Origin of the sequence: Curtobacterium sp. PhB146 (assembly GCF_004342995.1) — a bacterium.
Lineage (GTDB): Bacteria > Actinomycetota > Actinomycetes > Actinomycetales > Microbacteriaceae > Curtobacterium.
In genome coordinates this window covers 250,845-276,916 of record NZ_SMBN01000004.1, presented here as the reverse complement: position 1 = coordinate 276,916, position 26,072 = coordinate 250,845, and the positions used below count along the sequence as shown (strand labels likewise).

The window sequence follows — 26,072 nt, the reverse complement described above, 5'->3', positions numbered from 1 at the left end:
CAGACCAGCACTCCGGAGCCCGGCCGATCGGCCGGGCTCCGTAGCGTTCGGGGCATGTCGTCGCCCTCGTCACCGGACCCTCGGTCAGTGGACGGCGCGCCCGCATCGGGACGCGTGCTCTGGTCGCGACTGGTGCTGTCGCCGCGGGCCGCGGTGCTGCTGGCCGGGGTCGTCGTGGCGGTCGCGCTCGTGGTGGTCCTGGTCGGGTCACTGACGGGCCGCGGTGGTGCAGGGGCGGGCGGGGTCGTCGTCAGTGGTGCGCCCACCGCCGGCGCGCCGACTGTCGGCCCTCCGGCTGCCGGCGTGCCGACCGCCGGTGCGCCCACCGCCGGGGTGCCGACCGCTGGGTCTGGTGCGGCGCGTGTGGTGGTGCACGTGCTCGGGGCGGTCAAGCGCGACGGCGTGGTGCGCCTGCCGCCGTCGAGCCGGGTCACCGACGCGATCGAGCGGGCCGGCGGCGCGACGGCGGACGCAGACCTGGACCGACTCAACCTGGCACGGGTCCTGACCGACGGCGAGCGGCTGTACGTGCCGCGCGTGGGCGAGGACGAGGTGCCAGCGGCGCTCGATCCGGTCGACGGCGGTGCGGCCGCGGCGGGCAGTAGCGGGGACGGCAGTACGGGTGCCGCGGGCGCCTCGGGAACCGGCGCCGACTCGGTCGTCGACCTGAACAGCGCCGACCAGGCTGCGCTCGAGACCCTGCCCGGCATCGGCCCGGGGTTGGCTGGCCGGATCCTCGCCTGGCGCGACGAACACGGCCGGTTCACCGCGGTCGAGGACCTGCTCGACGTCAGCGGCATCGGCGACGTCCGGTTCGCTGAGCTGCGTGACCGCGTGCGGGTCTGAGCCGTGCCCGTGCAGCTGCGACCCAGTGCGACGGACCTGCGGGTGGCGGTGCCGGTGGCGATCGCCTGGATCGTGACGACCGTGCTCGTCGGGGGACCGACGGCGGCGCCAGTGGTCGGGATCGTGGCCGCCGTGCTGGCCGCACTGGCCGTGCTCGCCGGAGGGAGCGCGATCGTCGCTGGTCGTCGTTGCTCGGGCCGCCGCTGCCGCACCGTGACCGCCGGTGCCGGCCCGGTGCTCGTCGCGGCGGCGCTGACCGCGTTGCTCGCGGTGTCGGTCACCGTGGGGGAGACCCGACGGACGCCGGAGGTGCTCGGCGCCCTCGCCTCCGGGTCGGGCACCATGTCGTTCGACGCAGTCCTGTCGCGCGACCTGGGCCCGGGCGACCGCTCCGTGCTCGCGACGCTCGAGCGTGCCGACACGGAGCGTGCGCTCCGGGTACCGGTCCGGCTCGTCCCGCCGGGCGACGGTGCGCTCATGCCGTCGGGTGACGATCACGACCGCGTGCTTGCCGCGGGAACGCGGGTGACCGGCTCCGGGACGCTCGAGGCCGACGTCCCCGGTTCCGCGACCGCGTTCGTGCTGTTCCTCCGGGGTGTGCCCGCCACCGAGCCACCCGGGGGACTGCTCGGAGCCACCGACACCGCGCGCCGGGCCTTCGTCCGTGCGACGGCAGACCTGCCCGAGCCCGGGGCTGCGCTCCTGCGCGGCCTGGCGATCGGCGACCGGTCCGGTCTCGACGCCGCGACCGAGGCAGCGATGGAGACCTCGGCGCTGACCCACCTGACCGCGGTGTCCGGGGCGAACTGCGCGGTGATCGTCGGCCTCGTCGTGGTGGTCGGGCGACTCTGCGGGGTGCCTCGGGGGCTCCGGGCGGCGTCTGCCGTCGCCGTGCTGCTCGCGTTCGTGGTGCTCGTACGGCCAGACCCGTCGATCGTCCGGGCCACGGTGATGGCGGTCGTCGTGCTGGTCGTGCACCTGTCCGGCCGCCCCGTGCGCGGCGTGCCCCTCATCGCCCTGGCCGCGATCGGCATGCTGGTGGTCGACCCCTGGTTCGCGCGGTCGTTCGGGTTCGCGCTGTCGGTGCTCGCCACGAGCGGCATCCTGGTGCTCGGGCCACCGCTCACCACGCTCCTCGCCCGACGGCTGTGGACCCCGGCGGCCGCCGCCCTCGCCGTGCCGGTGGCAGCACAGGTCGCCTGCTGGCCCGTGACGATCCCGCTGTCCGCGGCGCTGCCGACCTACGCGGTGCCGGCGAACCTGCTGGCCGAGCCCCTGGCACCGATCGTCACCGTCGTCGGCCTCGGTGCGTGTCTGCTCGCGCCGGTCTGGCCGTGGGGTGGGTCGGTGCTGGCCGCCGTCGCCTGGGCCCCCGCGTCGGCGGTCGGGGGCATCGCCCACGGCGCAGCGCTCCTGCCGTACGCGTCGGCGCCGTGGCCGGGTGGGACCGTCGGGGTGGTCGGTGCCGTGGTCGTCAGCACGTGCCTCGCGGTCGCCGTGCTGAGCACTCCGACGGTGCGGAGCCGTCTGCTGCTCGTCGCGGGAGTCGTCGTGGTGGTCGGTGTCGCCGCCGTCGCGGTTCCCGTGCTGGTCGTGCGCGGTACCGTCCCGCGCGACTGGGCGGTCGCGGCGTGCGACGTCGGACAGGGTGACGCCGTGCTGGTCCGTGGCGGCGACAGCACGGCTCTGATCGACACCGGTGACGACCCGGACCGCCTCCGGGCCTGCCTCGACCTGCTGGGGGTCCGCCGGATCGACCTGCTCGTCCTCACGCACTTCGACCGCGACCACGTCGGGGCGGTCGACGAGGTCGCGGGCATCGTCGACACGGCGCTCGTCGGACCCGTCGGCCGTGCGTCGGACAGCCGCGTCGTGCAGGACCTGCAGCGCGGCGGCGTCGACGTCCGGCAGGCCGACGACCGGGTGTCCGGTGTGCTCGGGCCGCTCGGTTGGCGCGTGGTGTGGCCGCGGGCGGGCAGCCCGGACGCCGGCAACGACGCGAGCATCGTGCTCGTGACCGAGCCGCCGACCGGCGACGACTGCCCCACGTGCCTGTCCGGGGTGTTCCTCGGCGACCTGGGGGAGACCGCCCAGCGCCGTGTCCGCTCCGGCAGTGCACTCCCCGACGGGCGCGTCGACGTCGTGAAGGTCTCGCACCACGGTTCGGCCGACCAGGACCCGCTGCTGTACCGGCAGCTCGCGTCCCGCGTCGGACTCATCGGCGTCGGCGCGGACAACACGTACGGCCACCCGACACGGTCGGCGCTGTCGATGCTCGCATCGTCGGGGACCGCCGCGTACCGGACCGACGAACTCGGCACCGTCGTGGTGGGTCGGGCGGCGGCCGACGACCTGCGGGTGTGGACGGAGCGCACGCCATCGGTGGCCGCCCGTAGGATCGTCGGAGCACTCGTCGCACCGGCACCGTCCGGGTCGGCACCACCGGAAGGACCGCATGCCCGCCAAGAAGCCCGCGCGCGCCGCAGCGAAGATCGACCAAGTCCCCTGGTCGGGGATCCGGCCGGCCCCGGTCGTGCTCGTCACCGGGCCCGAGGCGTTCCTGGCCGACCGGGCCAGCAGTGTGCTCAAGGACCTGCTCGTGGGCGAGGACCCGGCGCTCGAGGTGCACGACCTCGAGGCCGACCAGTACGCTCCCGGGCTGCTCGCGACCCTCGCCAGCCCGTCGTTGTTCGGCGAGCCGCGGCTCGTGCGGGTCACCAACGTCGAGAAGTGCACCGACGCCTTCATCACCGAGACCATCTCGTACCTGCAGGCCCCGGCCGACGACGTCACCCTGGTGCTCCGTCACGGCGGCGGGGTGCGTGGCAAGAAGCTGCTCGACACGATCCGCAGCGGGGTCGGCGGTGGGGTCGAGGTCCTGTGCGACGAGCTCAAGCGCGAGACCGACCGCATCGACTTCGTGAACGCCGAGTTCCGCGCCGCTCGACGAAAGATCGCGCCGTCGGCGGTCCGCACCCTCGTGGTCGCCTTCGCGGACGACCTGGCTGAGCTCGCCGCCGCGTGCCGCCAGCTCCTGGCGGACGAAGCGCAGGAGATCACCGACAAGGTCGTCGACAAGTACTACGGCGGTCGCGTCGAGACGAACGCGTTCAAGGTGGCCGACATCGCCCTGGCCGGACGGTCCGCTCCGGCGATCGTCGAGTTGCGGCACGCGCTGGCGACGGGCGAAGCACCGGTGCCGATCGTCGCGGCGTTCGCGAGCAAGATCCGCACGATGGCGAAGGTCAGCGCGTTCCGCGGGCCGAGCGGTCAGGCGGCGTCGGCGCTCGGCATGGCCCCGTGGCAGGTGCAGCGCGCGCAGCGTGACGTCGCCTCGTGGAGTGAGACGGGTCTCGCGAACGCGATCACGAGCATCGCTGAGGCGGACACCGCGGTGAAGGGCGGCTCGCGCGACGCGCACTACGCACTCGAGGTCATGGTCCGCACCATCGCCCGACGCGGCGAGGCGCGCTGAGGCGACCCGCGCCTCCCGGTCGTCGCGCGCTCGCGCGCCCACACCCGCGCACTTGGTGAGCAGAAATGGTCGAGTGCCGACCGGCGACCCGACCATTTCTGCTCACGAAGCGTGCGGCCCGCCGCCGCCACCACGCCGCCCCACGCCACCCCGACGCCCAACACACCCCCGCACACGACGAAGGCCCCACACCGTTCGGTGCGGGGCCTTCGTGCAGCGCTCAGGAGATCAGAGCGACGCAACCTTCTTCGCGATGGCCGACTTGCGGTTCGCGGCCTGGTTGCGGTGGATGACACCCTTGCTCACGGCCTTGTCGAGCTTCTTCGACGCGGTGGCCAGGGCAGCAACGGCCTTGTCCTTGTCGCCAGCGGCAACAGCGTCGTTGGTGTGACGGATGAACGTCTTCAGCTCCGACTTGTAGGCCTTGTTGCGCTCGGTGGCCTTGAGGTTGGTCTTGATGCGCTTGATCTGCGACTTGATGTTCGCCATGTGTAGCTCCTGCTTCGTCTCGTACGGGTGGGCGCGACCGCGGGGTAGAGGGGCCCTCGGTCGCATCGCGTTCCACCCGTGGGCGGGGAACGCGCAAGCCAGCCACCAACATTACCAGGCGAACGGCCCGCCACCAAAGCACGAAACACCGCCGGATCGGCGTGATCTCGCGGCAACACGCACCGGATACGGTGTCGGGCATGCCATCCCTCGCTCCTCGGATCGACACCGTGCCCGCCTCCGGCATCCGGAGGGTCTTCGAACAGGCAGCGCTGCTGCAGTCCGCCGGCACCCCGGTCACGATGCTCGTGATCGGCGAACCGGACGTGCCCGTGGCACCGCACATCGGTGACGCGGCCCGCCGCGCGTGGACCGAGGACCGCACCGACTACACGCCGAACGGCGGCATCGCACCCCTGCGCGAGGCGATCCGCGACAAGATCCGCCGCGAGAACCGCATCGAGGCCGACCTCGAACAGATCTGGATGACGATCGGTGCGACGCAGGCCCTGTTCCAGGCGATGACGCTGACGCTGAGCCCCGGCGACGAGGTCCTGGTGCCGGATCCTGGTTACACGACCTTCACGATGAACGCGCACATCCTCGGGGCCACGCCGGTGCCGTACCGGCTCGAACCGCAGCACGGGTTCGAACCCGACCTCGATGCACTCGAGGCGAGCGTCACCGAGCGCACGCGCGTGCTCGTGGTGAACTCGCCGTCGAACCCGCTCGGCTCGGTGTTCGGCGAGGACACCCTCCGCGCGCTGCTCTCCTTCGCGAAGCGGCACGACCTGTGGGTGATCAGCGACGAGGTCTACGAGTACTTCACCTACGGCACCCGCCACGTCAGCCTGGCTGCGCTCGACGAGGACGACCGGGTGTTCTCCGCGTTCTCGCTGAGCAAGACCTACGCGATGACGGGGGTCCGGGTGGGGTACCTCGTGACGCCGAAGGGCCTCGGGCCGACGATGCGCACCACGCAGGAGGCGATGATCAGCTGCGTCGCCGAGCCCGACCAGTACGCGGCGCTGGCGGCGATCGTGGGGGACCACTCCGCGGTCCGCGACGCCCGCGAGCACTACCGGGCGAACCTCGAGGTCGCGAAGGAGGTCCTCGACGCCGCCGGCATCCGGTACCTCGACCCGCGCGGCGCCTTCTACCTCTGGGTCGACGTGTCGCACGCCTCGGACGGCGACGTCGCGGCGTGGGCGCTCGGCCTCCTGCAGCGCGAGGCCGTCGCGGTCGCGCCCGGCAGCGCGTTCGGCCGCACCGGCGAGGGCTGGATCCGCGTCTGCCTCGCGGCGACGCCGGACGACCTCCGCCGTGGCCTGGGAGCCCTGCCGGCCCCGGTGCGCGCAGGCGTCTGACGCTCGGAGCGTGCGGACGGGAGGCCCGCCCCGCGTCCGCCACGCATCGCACCGTGCGAGGTCTGGTCGCGTTCCGTGCCCGGTTCCGGATTCCGTGCGAGGTCCCGCCCCTCGCACGGAATCGGGAACACCGCACGACCGAACGGCGTCGCACGGTGCGACGCACGCACGAACTCGCACCGACCTCGCACCGTGCGAGCCGCGCTGCGCGACGCCGGCACGCAAGCATGGGAGACTGGGCCGACCGTCCGACCCACCTGAGGAACCGTGAGCCCACAAGCATCCGCTCCGCTCGAGCCCGCCGCGACCCCGGCCGGCGCGATCCGCAACTTCTGCATCATCGCGCACATCGACCACGGCAAGTCCACGCTGGCCGACCGCATGCTGCAGATGACCGGCGTCGTCGAGGAGCGCGCGATGCGCGCGCAGTACCTCGACCGCATGGACATCGAGCGCGAGCGCGGCATCACGATCAAGTCGCAGGCCGTCCGCATGCCGTGGGAGCTCGACGGTGAGACCTTCGCGCTCAACATGATCGACACCCCCGGGCACGTCGACTTCTCGTACGAGGTCTCGCGTTCCCTGGCAGCGTGCGAGGGCGCGATCCTGCTCGTCGACGCCGCCCAGGGCATCGAGGCGCAGACGCTGGCGAACCTGTACCTGGCGCTCGAGAACGACCTCGAGATCATCCCGGTCCTCAACAAGATCGACCTGCCGGCAGCCGAACCCGAGAAGTACGCGGCCGAGCTCGCGCAGCTCATCGGCGGCAAGCCGGAGGACGTCCTGCGCGTCTCCGGCAAGACCGGCGTCGGTGTCCCCGAGCTCCTCGACCTGGTGGTCCGGCGTGTGCCGGCACCGGTCGGCGACGTCGAGGCCGCGCCCCGCGCGATGATCTTCGACTCGGTCTACGACAGCTACCGCGGCGTGGTCACGTACATCCGGATGATCGACGGCTCGATCAAGCCGCGCGAGAAGGTCCAGATGATGTCGACCAAGTCGACGCACGAGATCCTCGAGATCGGGGTGTCGAGCCCCGAGCCGATCCCGACGAAGGGGCTCTCCGTCGGCGAGGTCGGCTACCTCATCACCGGCGTGAAGGACGTCCGCCAGTCCAAGGTCGGCGACACCGTCACGAGCGCGCAGAAGCCCGCGACCGAGGCCCTGCCCGGCTACACCGACCCGAAGCCGATGGTGTTCTCGGGCCTGTACCCGATCGACGGGTCGGACTACCCGGACCTCCGCGACGCGCTCGACAAGCTCAAGCTCTCCGACGCGGCGCTGGTCTACGAGCCCGAGACCTCCGTGGCGCTCGGCTTCGGCTTCCGCTGCGGGTTCCTCGGCCTGCTGCACCTCGAGATCATCACCGAGCGGCTCTCGCGCGAGTTCGGCCTCGACCTCATCACGACCGCGCCCAGCGTGATCTACGAGGTCACGAACGAGGACAACTCCGTGACCGAGGTCACGAACCCGTCCGAGTTCCCCGGCGGCCGCATCGTCGAGGTCCGCGAGCCCATGGTCCGCGCGGCGATCCTCGCCCCGAAGGACTACGTCGGCGCGATCATGGAGCTGTGCCAGTCGCGCCGCGGCTCGCTGCTCGGCATGGAGTACCTCGGCGAGGACCGCGTCGAGATCCGCTACGAGATGCCCCTCGGCGAGATCGTGTTCGACTTCTTCGACCAGCTGAAGAGCAAGACGCAGGGCTACGCGTCGCTCGACTACGAGCCCATCGGCGACCAGGCGGCCGACCTCGTCAAGGTCGACATCCTGCTGCAGGGCGACCAGGTCGACGCGTTCAGCGCGATCGTGCACCGCGACAAGGCCTACGCCTACGGCACGCTGATGACCGAGCGGCTGCGCAAGCTCATCCCGCGCCAACAGTTCGAGGTCCCGATCCAGGCGGCCATCGGCGCGCGGATCATCGCCCGCGAGAGCATCCGCGCGATGCGCAAGGACGTCCTGGCGAAGTGCTACGGCGGTGACATCACCCGCAAGCGCAAGCTCCTCGAGAAGCAGAAGGAGGGCAAGAAGCGCATGAAGACCATCGGCCGGGTCGAGGTCCCGCAGGAAGCCTTCATCGCAGCGCTCTCCGGCGACGTGGAAGAGAAGAAGAAGTAGCGCGCGTCGCGCCGGGTTCCGACATTTCGCGCTGAGCGACACCGCACGCGCCGGGGCGGCCGTGAAGTGTCGCTGGGCGCGAGAGTTCGCCCGGGCCGGTCGGCGCCGGCGGCCGCGGTCGGGCGCCGTCAGCGGAGGCGCGCGGCGCGGGTCCGCAAGGCGGCCAGGCAGAGGGCCGGGAGGCTCGCGGCGGCCAGTCCCGCCAGCGCGGTCCGCAGGATGGTCCAGCCCGCAGCCGCGGCGAAGTCGTCCTGCGCCCCCGCGGCGATCCCGGCGAGCACGGCACCGACGACCATCGTGAGCGTCACGGCGGCGAGCAGGCGCGGCAGTCGCGCCGCGCGGTGCCGACGGACCGCCACGACCAGGGTGGCTCCGAACAGCAGCACACCCGCCCCCGCGCAGCACGCGCCGACGCAGGCGATCACGTTGGCGGTGTCGAAGGTGTCCCACTGCGCGGCCGGCACGGTGACGTACCGCGTCGACGAGCCGATGCTCGCCGTCGTCGCGTCGACGAGGACACGCGCGAGTGCGGCGGCGCCGAAGGCGACGAGCGTGAGCGCGGCGAGCGTCGCGGTCCGACGGTCGACGGACCGCCAGGGCGCGGGGGTGGAGCGGGGCACGCTGCAACGATAGGGGCGGGGCGGGCGGGTGTCGGGCCTCCAGTTCGGGGTGCACGCGAACCGGACGACGCGACCCGGACGACGCGACCTGAGCGGTGATCGGTTCGATCCGACGGGGCAGGCGCAAGTAGGCTGGCGGCATGAGCATCCGCGGGAGCTACCGGACCGCCCTGACCTACGGCGCGGTGGGGGCGACCCAGGCGTCGGACCTCATGACGTACCCGCCCGAGGGATTCACCCCCACCGAGTCGCGTGCCCGGATCGGGCACGGCGACCAGCGGTTCGAGACCGCGGTGACGCAGGCCCTGACGTGGCAGATCCAGGAGCGCAGCGGCATCCGCGTGCGCGTCGAGGAACAGCCCGACGACGACGAGGTCCGGTACAACCCGGTGACGTTCGACGACGACGGCGTCCCGATCGCCCCGGCCTCGATCGGCACGCCCCGGGTCGAGAAGTTCGCGCCGGACGGCACCCCGCTGGTGACCGCCGGCACGTCGGCGACGCTCACGATGCACGCCTTCGGGCGGACCGTGCAGGCGCCCGTGCGGGTCGTGTCGATCATCGACGAGCACGACCGCAAGGGCTTCGCGTACGGCACGCTCGAGGGGCACCCGCTCTCCGGCGAGGAGTCGTTCGTCGTCGAGCGCACGTCGGACGGTTCCGTGTGGCTGCAGATCCGGCAGTTCTCGCAGCCGTCGAGCCGGAAGTGGCAGTTCGTCGCGCCGCTGCTGCGTCGGCAGCAGAAGGTGATGGCGGAGCAGTACCTGGCGGCGCTGCGGGGCGACTAGCGGCGAGCGCGTGCTTGCGAGCGCCTGCGTGCTTGCGTGCGCGTGCGTGCGTGCGTGCGTGTGCTTCGTGCGCGTGCGCGCTGGGTCAGCGCAGCGGCGGCAGCGCCGCGATGGCGTCCTCGATCAGGGCGGCGTCGACCCGGCAGTCCCGCGCGACCGTGACCGCGTTGGTCACCCGCAGCGCCTCGACGTCGAACACCCCGGTGGCGACCGCCAGGAACGGGATGCCGGCGGCGTCCGCGGCCTCGCCGTCACGCGGGGTGTCGCCGACGATCACGGCACGGGTGCCAGCGAGCTCCGCCGCCGCGCGGGTGGTGACGTCCGCACGCTCCACCTCGGTGTCGCCGAAGTAGGAGTGGTCCCAGTCGAACAGGCCCTCGTCGAACCCGGCACCGGCCAGCTTGACGCGGGCGCGGTACTCGGAGTTGCCGGTGAGCAGGCCGTTCCGCCACCCGAGCTCCGCGAAGCGGGTGAGCAGCGCGGTGGCACCGGGGACGGGGGACCGGTGGTCGCCTGAGGCGTGCCGCTCGGCGGTGAGGTCGCGCAGGTGGCGGCTGACCGTCGGGATGATCGTGTCCTCGAACGCGTGCGCACGGACGTGCTCGGCGATGAGCCCGGCATCGGTCCGACCGTGCTGGTGCCCGACGCGCAGGGTGAGGTCGCGGCCGACCGCACGCTCGAGCGCGAGGTGGTAGAGGTTGCCCGGGGACGACGCGTTCATCACGAGGGTGCCGTCGATGTCCCACAGGACCGTGGTGGGGACGGGGTGGTGCTCCATGCGTCCATCATGACGGACAATGGACTCCATGCCGAGTGCTCTCCCGATCGCCGATCCGGCACCCGCTGACGGACTGATCGTGCCGCGAGCCGCGGCGGGCTCCGCCGCCGGTTCCGACCCGGCGGCCGTGCCGTTCGGGGTCTACGTCCACGTGCCGTTCTGCCGGGTGCGCTGCGGCTACTGCGACTTCAACACGTACACGGCGTCCGAGCTCCGCGGCGTGCGCCGCGACGACTACGCCGGCCACGCCGTGCGGGAGATCGAGTGGGCCGCGACCGTGCTCGACCGCTCCGGCGTCCCGCGTCGGCCGGTGTCGACCGTGTTCTTCGGTGGCGGGACCCCGACGATGCTGCCGGCGTCCGACCTGGCGATGATCCTGCGGGCCATCGACGACACGTGGGGGATCCTGCCCGGCGCCGAGGTCACGACCGAGGCGAACCCGGACTCGGTCGACGCGTCCTCGTTGCAGACACTGCGCGAGGGTGGCTTCAACCGGATCAGCTACGGCATGCAGTCGGCGGTTCCGCACGTCCTCGCGACCCTCGACCGCACACACGACCCATTGCGCGTGCCGGTCGTCGTCGACCTCGCGAAGCAGCAGGGCCTCGACGTCTCCCTCGACCTCATCTACTCGACACCGGGGGAGTCCCTCGACGACTGGCGCACCTCGCTCGACGCCGCGCTGGCCTGCGAGCCCGACCACGTGTCGGCGTACTCGCTCATCGTCGAGGACGGCACCGCGATGGGCCGCATGGTCTCGCGCGGGGAGCTCCCGGCCCCCGACGACGACCTGGCCGCCGACATGTACGAGCTCGCCGACCAGGTGCTCGGCGACGCCGGGTACTCCTGGTACGAGGTGTCGAACTGGGCGCGCGGCGACGCGCACGCGAGTCGCCACAACCTGTCGTACTGGAAGGGGCACGACTGGTGGGGTGTCGGCCCCGGTGCCCACTCCGCGGTCGCCGGCACGCGCTGGTGGAACGTGAAGCACCCGGCCGCGTACGCGAACCGGGTGCTGTCCGGCGAGTCGCCGGCCGCCGGGCGCGAGGTCATCGACGACGAGACCCGCTACGTCGAGCGCCTGCTCCTCGCCGCGCGGGTCCGCGGGGAGCTCGCGACGAGCGAGATCCGCCAGGAGGCCCGTGGCCGGGTCGCGGGACTCATCGCACGGGGTCTCGTGGACGGGTCGGCCGCGGTGCGGGGACGCATCGACCTGACCCTGCAGGGTCGCCTGCTCGCCGACGCGGTGGTGCGGGAGCTGCTGGACTGACGCTGTGCTTGCTACTGCACTGTGCTTGCTACTGCTTGATGAACTCGATCGACAGGGGGTAGCGGTAGAACTGGCCCCGGTTCGCCGCGACGGCCGCCAGGATGCCGAAGACGACGGTCAGGACGGCGACGATAGGGAACAGCACCAGTCCGATGACCACGACGCTCAGCACGCCGCACGCGACGTACGCGATCGCCACGGTGATGTGGAAGTTCAGTGCGACCCGGGTGTGCTCGCGGATGAAGCCGCCGCGGTCGCGCAGCACCAGGTACGCCACGAGCGGGGCGACGAAGTTGAAGAAGATCCCGCCGATGTGCGTCAGCGTGGCCCAGAGGCGCTGGTCCTCCGGGCTCATCGGCTGCGGCGGGGTGTACCCGCCCGGGTACTGGGGCCCGTTGGGGTTCTGCGGGCCACCGGGCTGCTGTCCGTAGGTCATGCCGGAAGCGTATCGGGGGTGCAGTCGTGCGGGCGTAGGATCAGCAGCCGACACGTCCGAGTGCCAGGTCGACCAGGAAGGAGCGCTCGTGGTCAGTGAACGCAGCCTCGAGGTCCTGAAGGCCATCGTGCGCGACTACGTGGCGTCCCGCGAACCGGTCGGCTCCAAGACGATCGTCGAGCGGCACGCCTTCGGCGTCAGTGCCGCCACGATCCGCAACGACATGGCCCTGCTCGAGGACGAGCAGCTCATCGTCGCGCCGCACACCTCGTCCGGCCGGGTGCCGACCGACAAGGGCTACCGGCTGTTCGTCGACCACCTCGCCGCAGCCCGGCCGCTGACGAGCGCCCAGCGGCACGCCATCGAGACCTTCCTCGGCGCCCCGAACGACCTCGACGAGGTCCTCGGCCGCACCGTCCGCCTGCTCAGCCAGCTCACGAACCAGGTCGCCCTGGTGCAGTACCCCTCGATGGTGCGCGCCCGGGTGCAGCACGTCGAGCTGGTGCGCCTCGGCGACGCCCGGCTCATGGTCGTGCTCATCACCGACACCGCCCGGGTCGAACAACGCGTCGTCGAGACCGACGTCGCGCTCGACGAGCCGCTGCTGACCGAACTCCGCACCGTGCTGAACGGCGCGGCCGTGGGGCTCCTGCTGCAGGACGTGCCCACCGCGCTCCGTGCGGTGCCGCAACAGCTCCGGCCCGACGCCCAGGCGCTCGGCGGGGTCGTCGTGGCGACCCTCATCGAGCAGGTCGCGGCGAACCGTCAGGACCGCCTGGTGATGGCCGGCGCCGCCAACCTGGCGAAGAGCGAGCAGGACTTCTCCGGCGGCCTCTTCCCGGTGCTCGAAGCGATCGAGGAACAAGTCACCCTGCTCCGGTTGTTCGGGGAGATGCAGGTGGACGACATCGCGGTGGCGGCCAGCATCGGCGTCGAGAACGCCGAGTACGGGCTCGACGCCACGAGCATCGTCGCCGGCGGGTACCTCGCCGGTGGCGGCGAGGTGGCACGCCTGGGTGTCCTGGGACCGACCCGGATGGACTACGGCACGAACATGGCTGCCGTCCGGGCCGTCGCACGGTACCTGTCCAAGCTCCTGGGCGAACACTGATCGACTGCAACACCGACCGACCGACCGAACACAACCGACTGAGGGATACGTGGCAGACCACTACGACGTCCTCGGCGTCCAGCGAGACGCCTCCGATGCCGACATCAAGAAGGCCTACCGCCGCCTGGCGCGTGAGCTCCACCCGGACGTGAACCCTGCCCCAGAGGCAGCCGAGCGGTTCAAGGACGTCACGCACGCGTACGACGTCCTGAGCGACCCTGAGCAGCGGCGCCGGTACGACGCCGGGCCCCAGGCCGACAGCCCCTTCGGTGGCGGCGCCGGCGGGTTCAGCGACATCTTCGACGCCTTCTTCGGCGGCGGTGGTGGTGGCGGCCGGGGCAGTGGTCCCCGCAGCCGTGCCGAGCGCGGGCAGGACGCCCTGCTCCGCATCGACGTCGACCTCGACGAGGTCGTCTTCGGCACCCACAAGGACGTCGAGGTCGACACCGCCGTCCTGTGCGAGACCTGTCACGGGTCGTGCTGCGCACCCGGCACCAGCCCGCGCACCTGCGACATCTGCGGCGGGTCCGGCAACATCCAGCGCCAGGTCCGCTCGCTGCTGGGCAACGTCGTGACGAGCGCCCCGTGCGGCACCTGCCGCGGCTACGGCACCGTCATCCCGAGCCCCTGCCCGACCTGCCAGGGTCAGGGCCGCGTCCGCGCCCGTCGCACCGTGCCGGTCGACGTCCCCGCCGGCGTCGACTCGGGCCTGCGTCTGCAGATGCCGGGCCAGGGTGAGGTCGGCCCCGCCGGTGGCCCCTCCGGCGACCTGTACCTGGAGATCCGGGTCCGGCACGACGACGTCTTCAGCCGCGACGGTGACGACCTGCTCGCCACCCTCGAGGTCGCGATGACCGATGCCGTGCTCGGCACGACCACGACGATCGACGGACTCGACGGGCCCGTCGAACTCGAGATCCGTCCGGGGGTGCAGAGCGCGGACGTCCTGGTGATCAAGGACCGCGGCATCACGAAGCTGCGCGGGAGCGGCCGCGGCGACCTCCGGGTCGGCGTGCAGGTCGTCACCCCGACGAAGCTGTCGCACAAGGAACGCCAGCTCGTCGAGCAGCTCGCGAAGTCGCACAAGGCGTCGGCGCCGCAGCTCGCCCGGTTCCAGCAGGGCATGTTCGGCAAGCTCCGCGACCGCTTCTTCAACTTCTGATGGCATCGCTCTACGTCGTGGAGTCGCTCGACGGGGTCGCCGTCGGTGGCTCCGTGACGCTCGACGGGGCAGAGGGGCGGCACGCCGTGACCGTCTCGCGCGTGCGGGTCGGTGAGACGCTGCGGCTCTCGGACGGACGGGGAACCGTCGTGTCCGGTGCGGTGGAATCCGTCGACCGCGACTCGCTGGTGCTGTCCGTGGCATCGCTGTCCGTCGACCCGCTGCCGGTCCCGTCGCTGACGCTCGTGCAGGCCCTCGCCAAGGGCGGTCGCGACGAGATGGCGGTGCAGGCGTCGACGGAGATCGGCGTCGACCGGATCGTGCCGTGGTCCGCCGCGCGCAGCGTCTCCCGGTGGGAGGGCCCGAAGGTCGAGAAGGGTCGATCGCGGTGGACGGCCATCGCGCACGAGGCCGCGAAGCAGGCGATCCGGTCGCGGGTGCCCGAGGTCGGGCCGCTCGTCACGACGGCGCAGCTCGTCCCCGCGCTCGGTGCCGGTGCTGCGGTGCTCGTGCTCGACCCCACCGCGACCGTGCGGCTCGCGACCTGGGAACCGACGGCGGACCTCGACGAGATCGCCCTCGTGGTGGGGCCGGAGGGCGGCATCGACGCCTCCGAGCTCGAGCGGCTCGAGGCCGCGGGAGCGATCAGGGTCCGGCTCGGCGACAGCGTGCTGCGGACCTCGACCGCCGGCCCCGCGGCACTCGCGATCCTGCAGGCCGGACTCGGGCGCTGGTGAGGGAAGGCCCGAGGTCGGTCCTGCGTTCTACGATGGAGTCATGAGCACCAGCACGCCCAGCGTCTTCAGCAAGATCATCGCGCGCGAGATCCCGGCGACCGTCGTCGCCGAGGACGACCGCGTGATCGCGATCGAGGACATCGCCCCGAAGGCACCCGTCCACGTGCTGGTCATCCCCAAGACCGAGCAGTACGCGAACGTCGCCGAACTCGCGGCCGGTGACCCCGACCTCCTCGCCCACCTGGTCGCCACCGCGCAGCGCATCGCCGACGAGCGCGCCGGCGGCCAGTTCCGTCTCGTCTTCAACACCGGCGAAGCCGCCGGTCAGACCGTGTTCCACGTGCACGCGCACGTACTCGCAGGTGAACTGCAGGAAGGCACCCTTGCCGGCTAACGAACCAGCACAGCCCACCACCGACGACGACCAGGTCGTCTCCGTCGCCCTCCAGGTCGACGGCATCGCCATGGTCCAGCTCCTCGGTCCCCAGGACCGCCTGCTGAAGACCGTCGAACGGCAGTACCCGGGCGTCAAGGTCGTCGTCCGTGGCAACGAGGTCACGCTCACCGGGCCCGAGCGCGAGGTCGCGCGGGCGAAGGCGCTCGTCGACGAACTCGTCGGCATGGTCAAGCGCGGGCAGGACATCGGCCCGTCGGACATCCCGATGTCGGCACGGATCCTCGACGACGACCGCAAGCCGTCCGACACCTTCGGCACGCCGATCGTGTCGAGCCGCGGCAAGTCCGTGCGGCCGAAGACCGACGGGCAGCGCGCCTACGTCGACGCCATCGACGAGCACACCATCACGTTCGGCATCGGCCCCGCCGGCACCGGCAAGACGTACCTGGCGATGGCGAAGGCCGTGCAGGCCCTGCAGCGGCGCGAGGTCACCCGGATCATCCTGACCCGTCCCGCGGTCGAGGCCGGCGAGCGGCTCGGGTTCCTGCCGGGCACGCTCACCGACAAGATCGACCCGTACCTGCGGCCGCTGTACGACGCCCTGAACGAGATGATGGACCCCGAGCTGGTCCCGAAGCTGCTGGCTGCGGGCACGGTCGAGGTCGCGCCGCTCGCGTACATGCGCGGCCGGACGCTCAACGACTCGTTCGTCGTCCTCGACGAGGCGCAGAACACGACGCCCGAGCAGATGAAGATGTTCCTGACCCGTCTCGGGTTCGGCTCGAAGATGGTCGTCACGGGTGACATCACCCAGGTCGACCTGCCGGGCAACGTGTCCGGACTCCGGCTCGTGACGCGGATCCTCGAGACGGTCGAGGACATCCACTTCGCCCGCCTCGGCAGCGAGGACGTCGTGCGGCACACGCTCGTCGGTCGCATCGTCGACGCCTACACCGTCTACGACGAGGAACGCCTCGCCGAGCAGGCCGGTCACCGTCCCGGTGGCCGGGGCACCGCGCCGGTCGGCAACCCCGACGGCGCCAACCGTGCCGAGCGCCGTGGTCGGCCGCCGCAGGACCGCCAGCGACCCCCGTACCCCCAGAACGACGCCCGAGGAGGCAACCGGTGAGCATCGAGCTCAACAACGAGTCCGGGGTCGAGGTGGACGAGGCAGCCATCCAGCGCCTCGCCGCGTTCGCCCTCGACGCGATGCACGTGCACGCGGACGCCGAACTCGCGATCGTCCTGGTCGACGAGGGCGCGATGGAGCAGCTGCACGTGCGGTGGATGGACGAGCCCGGCCCCACCGACGTCCTGAGCTTCCCGATGGACGAGCTCCGACCGGGCACCGAAGAGGACCCCACGCCCGCCGGCCTGCTCGGCGACATCGTGCTCTGCCCGCAGGTCGCCGAGGAACAAGCGAAGACCGCCGGACACTCCAGCACCGACGAGATGCTGCTGCTCACCTGCCACGGCATCCTGCACCTGCTCGGGTTCGACCACGCCGAGCCGGACGAGAAGGCCGAGATGTTCGGGCTGCAGGGCGAGATCCTGACGGCCTTCGCGGCCCAGCGCCGGGGTCGGTAGCCGATGCTCGTCGTCGTCGGTCTGCTCGCGGTCGCGCTCGGGCTCGTCGTGCTCGGCGGGCTCCTCGCCGCGAGCGACGCCGCGCTCTCCGTGGTGTCCCGTGCCGACCTCGACGAGATCGCCCGCGGCAACGAGCGTCGTCGTGCGCTCGAGGCGATCGCGGACGACGTCGGCGCGCACGTCAACGCCCTGAACTTCTTCCGCGTGCTCGCCGAGACCGCCGCAGCCGTGCTCGTCACGATCGCCCTGGTGCGGGCGTTCGACAGCTGGTGGGTGGCGCTCATCGTCTCCGCCGCGATCATGACGGCCGTGTCGTTCGTGCTCGTCGGGTCGAGTCCGCGCAGCGTCGGACGGGCGCACGCCGAACGGCTGCTGGCGTCCACCGGCGGCCTGGTCCGCGCCGTCCGGATCGTGCTCGGTCCGCTCGCCGGTCTGCTCGTCCGGATCGGTGACCGCGTGACCCCGGGCCGCGGCCGCAGCGCCTCGACGGTGTCGAGCGAAGAACAACTGCTGTCCCTCGTCGACGAGGCCACCGAGAGCAACGTGCTCGAGGACGAGGACCGCGAACTCATCCACTCGGTCTTCGAGTTCAGCGACACCCTCGTGCGCGAGGTGATGGTGCCGCGCACCGACATGCTCACGGTCGACGGCTCGGACACGCTCGCCGCGGGCATGGAGCAGTTCCTCGCCGCCGGGGTGTCCCGCATGCCCGTCACCGGCAAGGACAGCGACGACGTCCTCGGCGTCCTGTACCTGCGTGACGTGTCGCGGGCGCTGTACGAGCGACCGGGGTCCGGCAGTGAGCGGGTCACCCGGCTGCTGCGTCCGGCCGAGTTCGTGCCGGAGTCGAAGGCCGCCGACGACACCCTGCGGCACATGCAGGTCGCGAAGAACCACCTGGTCCTGGTCGTCGACGAGTACGGCGGCGTCGCCGGTCTCGTCACGATGGAGGACCTCATCGAAGAGCTCGTCGGGGACATCTCCGACGAGTACGACCGCGCCGTGGTCGACCGGGTCGAGGTCGAGCCCGGCCTCTGGCGCATCTCGGCCCGACTGCCCGTCGACGAGCTCGGCGACCTGTTCGGCATCGAGCTCGACGACGACGACGTCGACACCGCCGGCGGTCTGCTCACCAAGGAGCTCGGCCACCTGGCGGTCTCCGGCGACACGGTCACGGTGTCCGGCGTCGTCCTGACGGCCGACCGGGTCGAGGGCAAGCGCCGCCACCTCATCACCGTGCTCGCCGAACGCACTCACGCCCTCGCGGGTGTCGAGGACGCCTTCGACGACGCCACCACCACGACGGGAACCACGCACGCATGACCGACTCCGACTCCACCCCCACCGCCTCGGGCAAGCCCTACCGCGCGGGCTTCGTCTCGTTCGTCGGGCGTCCGAACGTGGGCAAGTCCACGCTGACGAACGCGCTGGTGGGCCAGAAGGTCGCGATCACCTCGTCGAAGCCGCAGACCACCCGTCGCGCGATCCGCGGCATCGTGCACCGGCCCGACGGCCAGGTCATCATCGTCGACACCCCGGGTGTGCACCGTCCCCGCACCCTGCTCGGCGAGCGGCTCAACGACCTGGTGCAGTCCACGCTCGGTGACGTCGACGTCATCGGGTTCTGCGTCCCCGCCAACGAGCCGATCGGCCCGGGCGACCGCTTCATCAACGACACCCTCGACCAGTACCCGCGGGCCAAGAAGGTCGCGATCGTCACCAAGATCGACCGCACCTCGAAGGACAAGGTCGGCGAGCAGCTGCTGGCCGTCTCCCGGCTCCGCGACTGGGACTCGATCATCCCGACGTCGGGCACGAAGGGCCTGCAGCTCGAGGACCTCCTCGGCGAGATCACCTCGTTGCTGCCGGAGTCGCCCCAGCTGTACGACTCGTCGGCCGTGACCGAGGAGACCGACGAGGAGCGCATCAGCGAACTCATCCGCGAAGCCGCGCTCGAGGGCGTCCGCGACGAACTGCCGCACTCGCTCGCCGTCGTGATCGAGGACATCGTCGAGCCGGACGAGGACGACGACGCCGACGGGCCCCTGCGCATCTTCGCGAACCTGTTCGTCGAACGCGACAGCCAGAAGGCGATCGTCATCGGCCACAAGGGGGAGCGCCTGAAGGACGTCGGCTCCCGCGCCCGCGTCGAGATCGAGTCGCTGCTCGGCGGTCGGCACGTGTACCTCAACATCCGTGTGAAGGTCGCCAAGGAGTGGCAGCGTGACCCCAAGCAGCTCGGACGCCTCGGCTTCTGAGCGTCCGGCGCCAGGAGTCATCCACACGAGGGACGCGCCCGTGAGCCGAGCGCCGTACCGTGGACGCGTGTTCCGTCCCATGCTGCGCGCGCAGGTCATCACCGACGTGGTCATCGCCGTGGTGCTCGGCTCGCTCGTGCTGATCACCTCGGCGCGGGGCATGGAATCCCCGCTCGCGATCGTCACGGTCGTCGGCATGACCGCTGCCCTCGCGCTCCGACGGCTGTCGCCCGGCCTCGCACTGGCCGTCGCCTGGGTGTTCGCGGTCTTCGAGATGGTCACGGGTCAGATGCCCGACCTGTCGAACGCCTTCATCGCCGCGGTGCTCTACACGACGAGCGCCTACGGCAGTCGGCGGGTGCGGCTGGCCGGACTCGTCTCGGCCATCGTCGGGTCCGTCACCGCGGCGCTCTACATCGGCGTCGACGACTACCGGAACCGGTTGACGATCGAGACCGCGTCGACGCCGTTCCAGGAGTCGGTGCAGGTCACGGTCTCGTACTTCGCCGTCGTCCTGCTCCTGCTGCTGCTGCCGTGGTTGGCCGGCCTCGTGGTCCGTACCCGCCGGTCGGCGAGCATGAGCCGTGAGGCCCAGCTGCTCGCCGAACGCGACGCCGCCCGTGCCGACCGAGCGGTCGCGGTCGAACAGGAACGCGTGCGCATCGCCCGCGACATGCACGACATCGTCGCGCACTCGCTCGCGGTCGTCATCGCCCAGGCGGACGGAGCCCGCTACGCGCTGAAGGCGGACCCCGCCGTCGCCGATCAGGCCCTCGGCACCATCTCGACCACCGCCCGCCGGGCCCTCGGCGACGTCCGCGAGCTCCTCGGTGCGCTCCGACACGAGCAGGGGACCGTCCCGACGCCGGAGATCGACGACATCGACCGGCTCGTCGGCGAGATGCGCCAGGTCGGCCTCGACGTCCGGGTCGAGCGCGAGGGCGATCCGACCGGCCTCCCCACCACGACGCAGCTCGCGGTGTACCGGATCGTGCAGGAGAGCCTGACGAACGCCTACAAGCACGGTGAGCCCGGCACGCCGGTGCACGCATCACTGACCTACCGCCCGGACACCGTCGAGATCGCGGTGGTGAACCGCCGCGCCGACGACGGCACCCGGGGTCCCGGCACCGGGCACGGCCTGGTCGGCATGCGCGAGCGTGCCACCATGACCGGCGGCACGATGACCGCCGGGGTCCGTGGCCCCGACTTCGAGGTCGCCGTCCGCATGCCCGCCGTTCCCGCGAGCGGGCAGATGCCCCGCGGGCGCATCACCCCGACCGCGAGCCGGGCCGCGAGCCCGGCTGCGGGCCCGACCGCCGAGTCGGCCCCCGCCCCGACCATCAGTCCGACCGAGCAGGAGCGCACCGCCCGATGACCACCACCCCGCCGGCCGACGGCCGCATCCGCGTCGCCCTCGTCGACGACCAGGCACTCTTCCGCACCGGCATCCGGATGCTCATCGGCTCCCAACCCGACCTGCACTTCGTGGGCGAGGCGGGCGACGGTGCCGAGGGCGTCGAACTCGTCCGGCGCACCCGACCGGACGTCGTGCTCATGGACGTCCGGATGCCCGTGATGGACGGCATCACGGCGACCGCGCACATCGTCGAACAGGCCGGCACCGACGGCGCGAAGGTGCTCGTCCTGACCACGTTCGACTTCGACGAGGCCGCGGCGAAGGCCATCCGGGCCGGGGCGAGCGGCTTCGTGCTGAAGGACGCCGATCCCGAGTTCCTGCTCGCCGCCGTGCGGACCGTCCACGCCGGCACCGCGGTGTTCGCGGCCTCCGCGACGCGGGAACTCCTGCGGCGCTACGACGACTCCGTCGAGCAGGCCGCCACCGTGCCGGCGACGTTCGACGACCTCACCCCGCGCGAGCGCGAGATCTTCGACCTGGCGGCCCGCGGCTTCAGCAACAGCGAGATCGCGCAGCACGAGTACGTCAGCGAGGCGACCGTGAAGACCCACATCTCGCGGGTCCTGACGAAGCTCGGACTCCGCGACCGCGTGCGCCTCGTCGTGTTCGCGCACGAGCACGGGCTGGTGAGCAAGGCCGACTGACGGACGTCATCCGATCGGATGACCCGTCCACAGGAAGTCGAGCCGAGCGGCTCATCCACAGGAGCCGCCCGACGGACGCGGGGCGGGCCTCCCGGACGCCATCGTTGGTGCATGACCACCAGCCACGCTCCGATCATCCGACTCGACCACGTGTCCAAGCACTACGGCGACGCCGCGCGCCGGGTGACGGCGCTCGACGACGTCAGCGTCGACATCGGCGCGGGGGAGTTCACCGCCGTGATGGGGCCGTCGGGGTCCGGCAAGTCGACGCTCATGCACGTCGCCGCGGGCCTCGACGCGGTGTCCGCGGGCCGCATCGAGATCGACGGGGTCGACATCACGGGGCTCGGTGACAAGGACCTGACCGAGCTCCGTCGCCGCCGGCTCGGGTTCGTGTTCCAGTCGTTCAACCTGGTGCCGACGCTCGACGTCAGCGAGAACATCCGGTTGCCGTTCCTGCTCGGCGGGCACAAGCCGTCGAAGGACGAGAGCGCGTGGATCGACCGTCTGGTCGACCAGCTCGGACTCGGCAACCGGCTCTCGCACCGGCCGCACCAGCTGTCGGGTGGGCAGCAGCAGCGCGTCGCCATCGCCCGGGCACTCGCCTCGCGTCCGGCAGTCGTCGTCGCCGACGAGCCGACCGGTGCCCTCGACTCGCGCACCGGCCGTGACGTGCTCGCGATCCTGCGCGGGGCCGTGCAGGAGTGGGGCCAGAGCGTCGTCATGGTGACGCACGACCCCGTCGCCGCCGCCAACGCCGACCGGATCCTGTTCCTCGCCGACGGCCGGGTCGTCGCCGACCGCCCGGCGATGGACGCCGGCGCGATCTCCACCACGATGCTGGGGATGGAGGCGGCAGCGTGAACGGCGTCCGCTCCTTCGCCCCGACCGTGCTGGTCGCGGCGCTCGGCACCACGTTCGGCTCGGCACTCGTCATCGCCCCGGGCATCGTGACCGAGGCGCTCGGCGCCGCCGGGCTCGCCGACCTCGGCCCGGTCAGGGCGATCCTGTCCGTCGTCGGGTGGCTGTTCCTCGGCATCGCGCTGTACGTCGGCGCGATCGTCACCGCCAACACCTGCGCGACCCTCATCGCCGGGCAGACCCGCATCATCGCCTTGCAGCGGCTCGTCGGTGCCACCGGCGCCACGCTCCGGGCCCGGATCACCCGGACCGGACTGGCCGTCGGGGTGCTCGGCGGACTGATCGGCGCCGTCGTGGGAACCGGGCTGTCCGCGGTGTTCGTGGTCGTCCTGCGCGGCAACGGGTTCCTGCCCGACGCCGACTACACGCTCCTGCCGTGGGAACTCGTGTTGCCGGTCGTCGCCGTGGTCCTGGCGACCTGGGGAGCGTTCGCCGCGGGTTCCCGCCGGGTGCTGACCGTCACCCCGCTCGAGGCGCTGTCCTCGAGCGTCGAACCGAGCCACGACGACGTCCGCTCGGGCACCGCCCGCAAGGTCTGGGCCATCGTGCTCATGGCCGGCGGCGCGGCGCTCATGCTCATCGGGCTCGCGGTCAGCGGGAGCTCGCCGATCGCGGTGCTGCCGGCTGCCCTCGGCGGGTTCGTGTCGTTCGCCGGCGTCGCCGTCGGAGCGACCATCGTGATGCCGCCGGTGCTGCAGCTCATCGGTCGGATCGGCTCGCACGACCCCGTCGTCCTGCTCGCCGGCCGCAACGCCATGCGTGCGCCGGGTCGGTCCTCGAGGGCGACGATCGGGCTCGTCATCGGCGTCACCCTGCTCGTCACCTTCGCCGTCGCACTGGGGATCATGCAGCACGTGCTCGAGGCCCAGCTCGAGCAGATGGGACAGGGCCAGATGACGACCGAGATGGTGCAGGCGCAGCGCGACTTCTTCGTCCAGCTGAACGCCGTCGTCAGCGTCATCGTCGGGTTCTCGGCCGTGATCGCCGCCGTCGGGGTCGTCAACGCGCTGGCACTCGGGGTCCTGCAGCGCCGACGCGAGCTCGGGTTGCTGCGGGTGCTCGGACTCACCGGGGCACAGGTCCGCCGGATGATCGTGACCGAGGCCGTGCAGATGGTCGTCGCGGCCGTAGTCTCGGGGCTCGTGCTCGGCACCTTCTACGGATGGGTCGGCGGGCAGACGCTGCTCGGGTCGCTCGGGCACCCGGTCACGCCCGTGCTGCCGCCGCTCACCATCGGGATCGTCGTCGTCGGGGCGCTCGTGCTGGCGGTCGTCGCGACGATCGCGCCGGTGCGGCGCGCGATGCGCGTGCCCCCGACCGAGGCGCTCGCGGTCGACTGACGCCGCGCTCTGGTCGCACCACGCGGCGGACGGGAGGCACGGTGTCAGCTGGCACCGTGCCTCCCGTCCGCCGTTCCGTGCGTCCACCGCGGCGCCCGCGCCCGCCACGCCGCTCGCGTTCGCCGAAGTTCCACGATCCGCAGTTCTCGGCGGCGCTGGCGACGCTTCGTGGAACCTCGGCGAGCGACCGGCGGCATGTCGTGACCACTCGGGCGCCGACCACCGACGCGCTTGTCACACAGCAGCCCGCCGGTGCTACCGTGGACTCGATGTACTCGGCACTCCTCCTCCTTCGCTGCCGCGACGAGGCCTGACACACCGGCCCACCTCGTCGCGGAGTCCGTCGTGGCCGCCCTCATCCAGAGCACACGAAAGCGACGAACGATGCAGAACACGCAGCAGCCCTCCGGGATGCCGATCCACAAGTACGTCCCCTTCCACGAACAGATCTCGGTCGAACTGCCCGACCGCACCTGGCCGACGAAACGCATCGAGCGGGCCCCGCGCTGGTGTGCGGTCGACCTGCGGGACGGCAACCAGGCCCTCATCGACCCGATGGACGCCGAGCGCAAGCGCGCCATGTTCGACCTGCTCGTCGGCATGGGCTACAAGGAGATCGAGGTCGGGTTCCCGAGCGCCTCGCAGACCGACTTCGACTTCGTCCGCAGCCTGATCGACGAGGGCGCGATCCCCGACGACGTCACCATCCAGGTGCTGACCCAGGCGCGCGAGCACCTCATCCAGCGCACGTACGAGGCGATCGACGGCGCGAAGCAGGCCATCGTCCACCTGTACAACTCGACGTCGATCGTGCAGCGCGAGGTCGTCTTCCGCACCGACGTGCAGGGTGTCGTCGACATCGCGGTGGCCGGCGCGAAGCTGTGCAAGGCGGCCGAGGCGACGCTGCAGCACGACACGACGGTCTACTACGAGTACTCGCCGGAGTCCTACACGGGCACCGAGCTCGAGGTCGCGCTGCAGATCTGCAACGCCGTGCTCGAGGTCTTCGAGCCCACCCCCGACCGCAAGGTCATCATCAACCTGCCGGCCACCGTCGAGATGGCGACGCCGAACGTCTACGCCGACTCGATCGAGTGGATGTCGCGCAACCTCGCGCACCGCCAGGACGTCATCCTCTCGCTGCACCCGCACAACGACCGCGGCACCGCCGTCGCCGCCGCCGAGCTGGGCTACATGGCCGGCGCGGACCGCATCGAGGGCTGCCTGTTCGGCAACGGTGAGCGCACCGGCAACGTCGATCTCGTCGCGCTGGGCATGAACCTGTTCACGCAGGGCATCGACCCGGAGATCTCGTTCGCGGACATCGACCAGGTGAAGCGCACCGTCGAGTACTGCAACCAGCTGCCGGTGCCGGAGCGTCAGCCGTGGGCGGGCGACCTCGTCTACACGGCGTTCAGTGGCTCGCACCAGGACGCCATCAACAAGGGCTTCGAGGCGATGAAGGCCAAGGCCGCCGCCGCGGGCAAGGACATCGACGAGATCGAGTGGGCTGTGCCGTACCTGCCCGTCGACCCGAAGGACATCGGCCGGTCGTACGAGGCCGTCATCCGCGTGAACTCGCAGTCCGGCAAGGGCGGCGTCGCGTACCTGCTCAAGACCGACCACGCTCTCGACCTGCCCCGCAAGCTGCAGATCGAGTTCTCCGGCGTCGTCCAGCGGCACACCGACACCGAGGGCGGCGAGTTCTCGTCGCAGCGCATCTGGGACGTGTTCCAGGACGAGTACCTGCCCGCCTCGACCGACGACGACAAGTGGGGCCGGTACGAGCTCACCAAGACGGCGACCTCGAGCGACTTCGACGGCACGACCTCGCTCTCGGTCGCACTCCGCGTCGACGAGGGCTCCGTCACCGCCGACGCCGTGGGCACCGGTCCGATCGACGCGTTCCTCAAGGTCCTCGCCGAGCAGGGCGTCCAGGTCACGCTGTACGACTACTCGGAGCACACGATGAGCGCCTCCGGTGACGCCAAGGCGGCGTCGTACGTCGAGCTCGACGTCGACGGCGTGCGCCTGTGGGGCGTCGGCATCGACGCCGACATCTCGACTGCCTCGCTCAAGGCGATCGTGTCCGCGGTGAACCGCGCGGTGCGCGCCGGTGCTGCAGCCGGCGCCGACTCGCCGGAGCTCGTCTCCGCCTGAGACGCGACCAGACCGGGAGGCGCGGTGCAGGTCCGTCCTGCACCTGGGCCCACGCCGGCCGGTTCCGGGCCGACGCGCCAGCGGCGGACCGGCCGTGCCCGGTGGGGAGCCTCCCGTCTGTGCCCGGTCTTTCCCCCGTCACGCGCGATGG

General features: G+C 71.6%; 23 protein-coding genes and 1 pseudogene. 20 read left to right on the top strand and 4 right to left on the bottom strand.

The features are described from left to right. Nucleotides 1-87 precede the first annotated feature (87 nt). From EDF33_RS16150 to holA, 3 genes and pseudogenes are all read left to right on the top strand, one after another. Complete coding sequence (locus EDF33_RS16150; protein ID WP_165918843.1) at nt 88-846, top strand: helix-hairpin-helix domain-containing protein; 759 nt, start codon at nt 88-90, stop codon at nt 844-846. Between the two features lie 342 nt (nt 847-1,188). Next, nucleotides 1,189-2,679 (top strand): annotated as a pseudogene (locus EDF33_RS20585) (ComEC/Rec2 family competence protein); the annotation flags it as partial. Nucleotides 2,680-3,301: 622 nt separating this feature from the next. Continuing rightward, a complete protein-coding gene (holA, locus tag EDF33_RS20580) occupies nt 3,302-4,321 on the top strand; it encodes a DNA polymerase III subunit delta (protein WP_123292542.1) in 1,020 nt (339 codons plus the stop codon). A 228-nt stretch (nt 4,322-4,549) separates the two neighbouring features. Here holA and rpsT read toward each other — a convergent pair whose 3' ends face one another. Next, a complete protein-coding gene (gene rpsT, locus EDF33_RS16135) occupies nt 4,550-4,810 on the bottom strand; it encodes a 30S ribosomal protein S20 (protein ID WP_111085752.1) in 261 nt (86 codons plus the stop codon). Between the two features lie 200 nt (nt 4,811-5,010). On the opposite strand from rpsT, the gene EDF33_RS16130 reads away from it, so the two are divergent. After that, nucleotides 5,011-6,177, top strand: a complete 1,167-nt coding sequence (locus EDF33_RS16130; protein ID WP_132100566.1) for an aminotransferase class I/II-fold pyridoxal phosphate-dependent enzyme — start codon at nt 5,011-5,013, stop codon at nt 6,175-6,177. 267 nt (nt 6,178-6,444) lie between these two features. After that, the gene (lepA, locus tag EDF33_RS16125; protein WP_123292544.1) at nt 6,445-8,292 is read left to right on the top strand and encodes a translation elongation factor 4; all 1,848 of its coding nucleotides are present in this window, start codon (nt 6,445-6,447) and stop codon (nt 8,290-8,292) included. Between the two features lie 128 nt (nt 8,293-8,420). Here lepA and EDF33_RS16120 read toward each other — a convergent pair whose 3' ends face one another. Next, complete coding sequence (locus EDF33_RS16120) at nt 8,421-8,912, bottom strand: hypothetical protein (protein ID WP_132100565.1); 492 nt, start codon at nt 8,910-8,912, stop codon at nt 8,421-8,423. A gap of 140 nt (nt 8,913-9,052) precedes the next feature. Here EDF33_RS16120 and EDF33_RS16115 point away from each other — a divergent pair, with 140 nt between their 5' ends. Continuing rightward, nucleotides 9,053-9,700, top strand: coding sequence for a DUF1990 domain-containing protein (locus EDF33_RS16115; protein ID WP_111085748.1), 648 nt, complete (start codon nt 9,053-9,055; stop codon nt 9,698-9,700). Nucleotides 9,701-9,785: 85 nt separating this feature from the next. Here the strand turns inward: EDF33_RS16115 and EDF33_RS16110 are convergent, their stop codons facing one another. Then, nucleotides 9,786-10,478 carry an HAD family hydrolase gene (locus EDF33_RS16110; protein WP_159574057.1) on the bottom strand — a complete coding sequence of 231 codons (693 nt, stop codon included), beginning with the start codon at nt 10,476-10,478 and terminating at the stop codon, nt 9,786-9,788. A 28-nt stretch (nt 10,479-10,506) separates the two neighbouring features. On the opposite strand from EDF33_RS16110, the gene hemW reads away from it, so the two are divergent. Continuing rightward, nucleotides 10,507-11,748, top strand: coding sequence for a radical SAM family heme chaperone HemW (gene hemW, locus EDF33_RS16105; protein ID WP_132100563.1), 1,242 nt, complete (start codon nt 10,507-10,509; stop codon nt 11,746-11,748). 28 nt (nt 11,749-11,776) lie between these two features. Here hemW and EDF33_RS16100 read toward each other — a convergent pair whose 3' ends face one another. Then, nucleotides 11,777-12,184 carry a DUF4870 domain-containing protein gene (locus EDF33_RS16100; RefSeq protein ID WP_243692472.1) on the bottom strand — a complete coding sequence of 136 codons (408 nt, stop codon included), beginning with the start codon at nt 12,182-12,184 and terminating at the stop codon, nt 11,777-11,779. 88 nt (nt 12,185-12,272) lie between these two features. On the opposite strand from EDF33_RS16100, the gene hrcA reads away from it, so the two are divergent. From hrcA to leuA, 13 genes are all read left to right on the top strand, one after another. Next, the gene (hrcA, locus tag EDF33_RS16095) at nt 12,273-13,295 is read left to right on the top strand and encodes a heat-inducible transcriptional repressor HrcA (RefSeq protein WP_123340397.1); all 1,023 of its coding nucleotides are present in this window, start codon (nt 12,273-12,275) and stop codon (nt 13,293-13,295) included. Between the two features lie 49 nt (nt 13,296-13,344). Next, nucleotides 13,345-14,457: a molecular chaperone DnaJ gene (dnaJ, locus tag EDF33_RS16090; RefSeq protein ID WP_111085744.1), complete on the top strand. Its 1,113-nt coding sequence runs from the start codon at nt 13,345-13,347 to the stop codon at nt 14,455-14,457. Further along, nucleotides 14,457-15,194, top strand: coding sequence for a 16S rRNA (uracil(1498)-N(3))-methyltransferase (locus tag EDF33_RS16085; protein WP_132100562.1), 738 nt, complete (start codon nt 14,457-14,459; stop codon nt 15,192-15,194). Before dnaJ ends, EDF33_RS16085 begins: the two co-directional genes overlap by 1 nt. A gap of 40 nt (nt 15,195-15,234) precedes the next feature. After that, complete coding sequence (locus EDF33_RS16080) at nt 15,235-15,588, top strand: histidine triad nucleotide-binding protein (protein ID WP_123292550.1); 354 nt, start codon at nt 15,235-15,237, stop codon at nt 15,586-15,588. Between the two features lie 70 nt (nt 15,589-15,658). Next, complete coding sequence (locus EDF33_RS16075) at nt 15,659-16,720, top strand: PhoH family protein (protein WP_228510585.1); 1,062 nt, start codon at nt 15,659-15,661, stop codon at nt 16,718-16,720. After that, nucleotides 16,717-17,178, top strand: coding sequence for an rRNA maturation RNase YbeY (ybeY, locus tag EDF33_RS16070; RefSeq protein WP_111085740.1), 462 nt, complete (start codon nt 16,717-16,719; stop codon nt 17,176-17,178). The genes EDF33_RS16075 and ybeY overlap by 4 nt, the downstream gene beginning before the upstream one ends. A gap of 3 nt (nt 17,179-17,181) precedes the next feature. Next, the gene (locus EDF33_RS16065; protein WP_123292553.1) at nt 17,182-18,501 is read left to right on the top strand and encodes a hemolysin family protein; all 1,320 of its coding nucleotides are present in this window, start codon (nt 17,182-17,184) and stop codon (nt 18,499-18,501) included. Next, entirely contained in the window at nt 18,498-19,436 is a 939-nt protein-coding gene (gene era / locus EDF33_RS16060) for a GTPase Era (RefSeq protein ID WP_123292554.1), read from the top strand. Before EDF33_RS16065 ends, era begins: the two co-directional genes overlap by 4 nt. Before the next feature lie 67 nt (nt 19,437-19,503). Beyond that, nucleotides 19,504-20,814 (top strand): histidine kinase, encoded by a 1,311-nt coding sequence (locus EDF33_RS16055; protein ID WP_243692471.1) that lies wholly within the window; start codon nt 19,504-19,506, stop codon nt 20,812-20,814. Continuing rightward, entirely contained in the window at nt 20,811-21,500 is a 690-nt protein-coding gene (locus EDF33_RS16050; RefSeq protein WP_111085737.1) for a response regulator transcription factor, read from the top strand. Before EDF33_RS16055 ends, EDF33_RS16050 begins: the two co-directional genes overlap by 4 nt. Nucleotides 21,501-21,611: 111 nt before the next feature. Further along, nucleotides 21,612-22,364, top strand: coding sequence for an ABC transporter ATP-binding protein (locus EDF33_RS16045; RefSeq protein WP_111085736.1), 753 nt, complete (start codon nt 21,612-21,614; stop codon nt 22,362-22,364). Next, nucleotides 22,361-23,761 carry an ABC transporter permease gene (locus EDF33_RS16040; RefSeq protein WP_132100561.1) on the top strand — a complete coding sequence of 467 codons (1,401 nt, stop codon included), beginning with the start codon at nt 22,361-22,363 and terminating at the stop codon, nt 23,759-23,761. Before EDF33_RS16045 ends, EDF33_RS16040 begins: the two co-directional genes overlap by 4 nt. 384 nt (nt 23,762-24,145) lie before the next feature. After that, nucleotides 24,146-25,921 (top strand): 2-isopropylmalate synthase, encoded by a 1,776-nt coding sequence (gene leuA, locus EDF33_RS16035; protein WP_123292557.1) that lies wholly within the window; start codon nt 24,146-24,148, stop codon nt 25,919-25,921. Nucleotides 25,922-26,072: the final 151 nt, after the last annotated feature.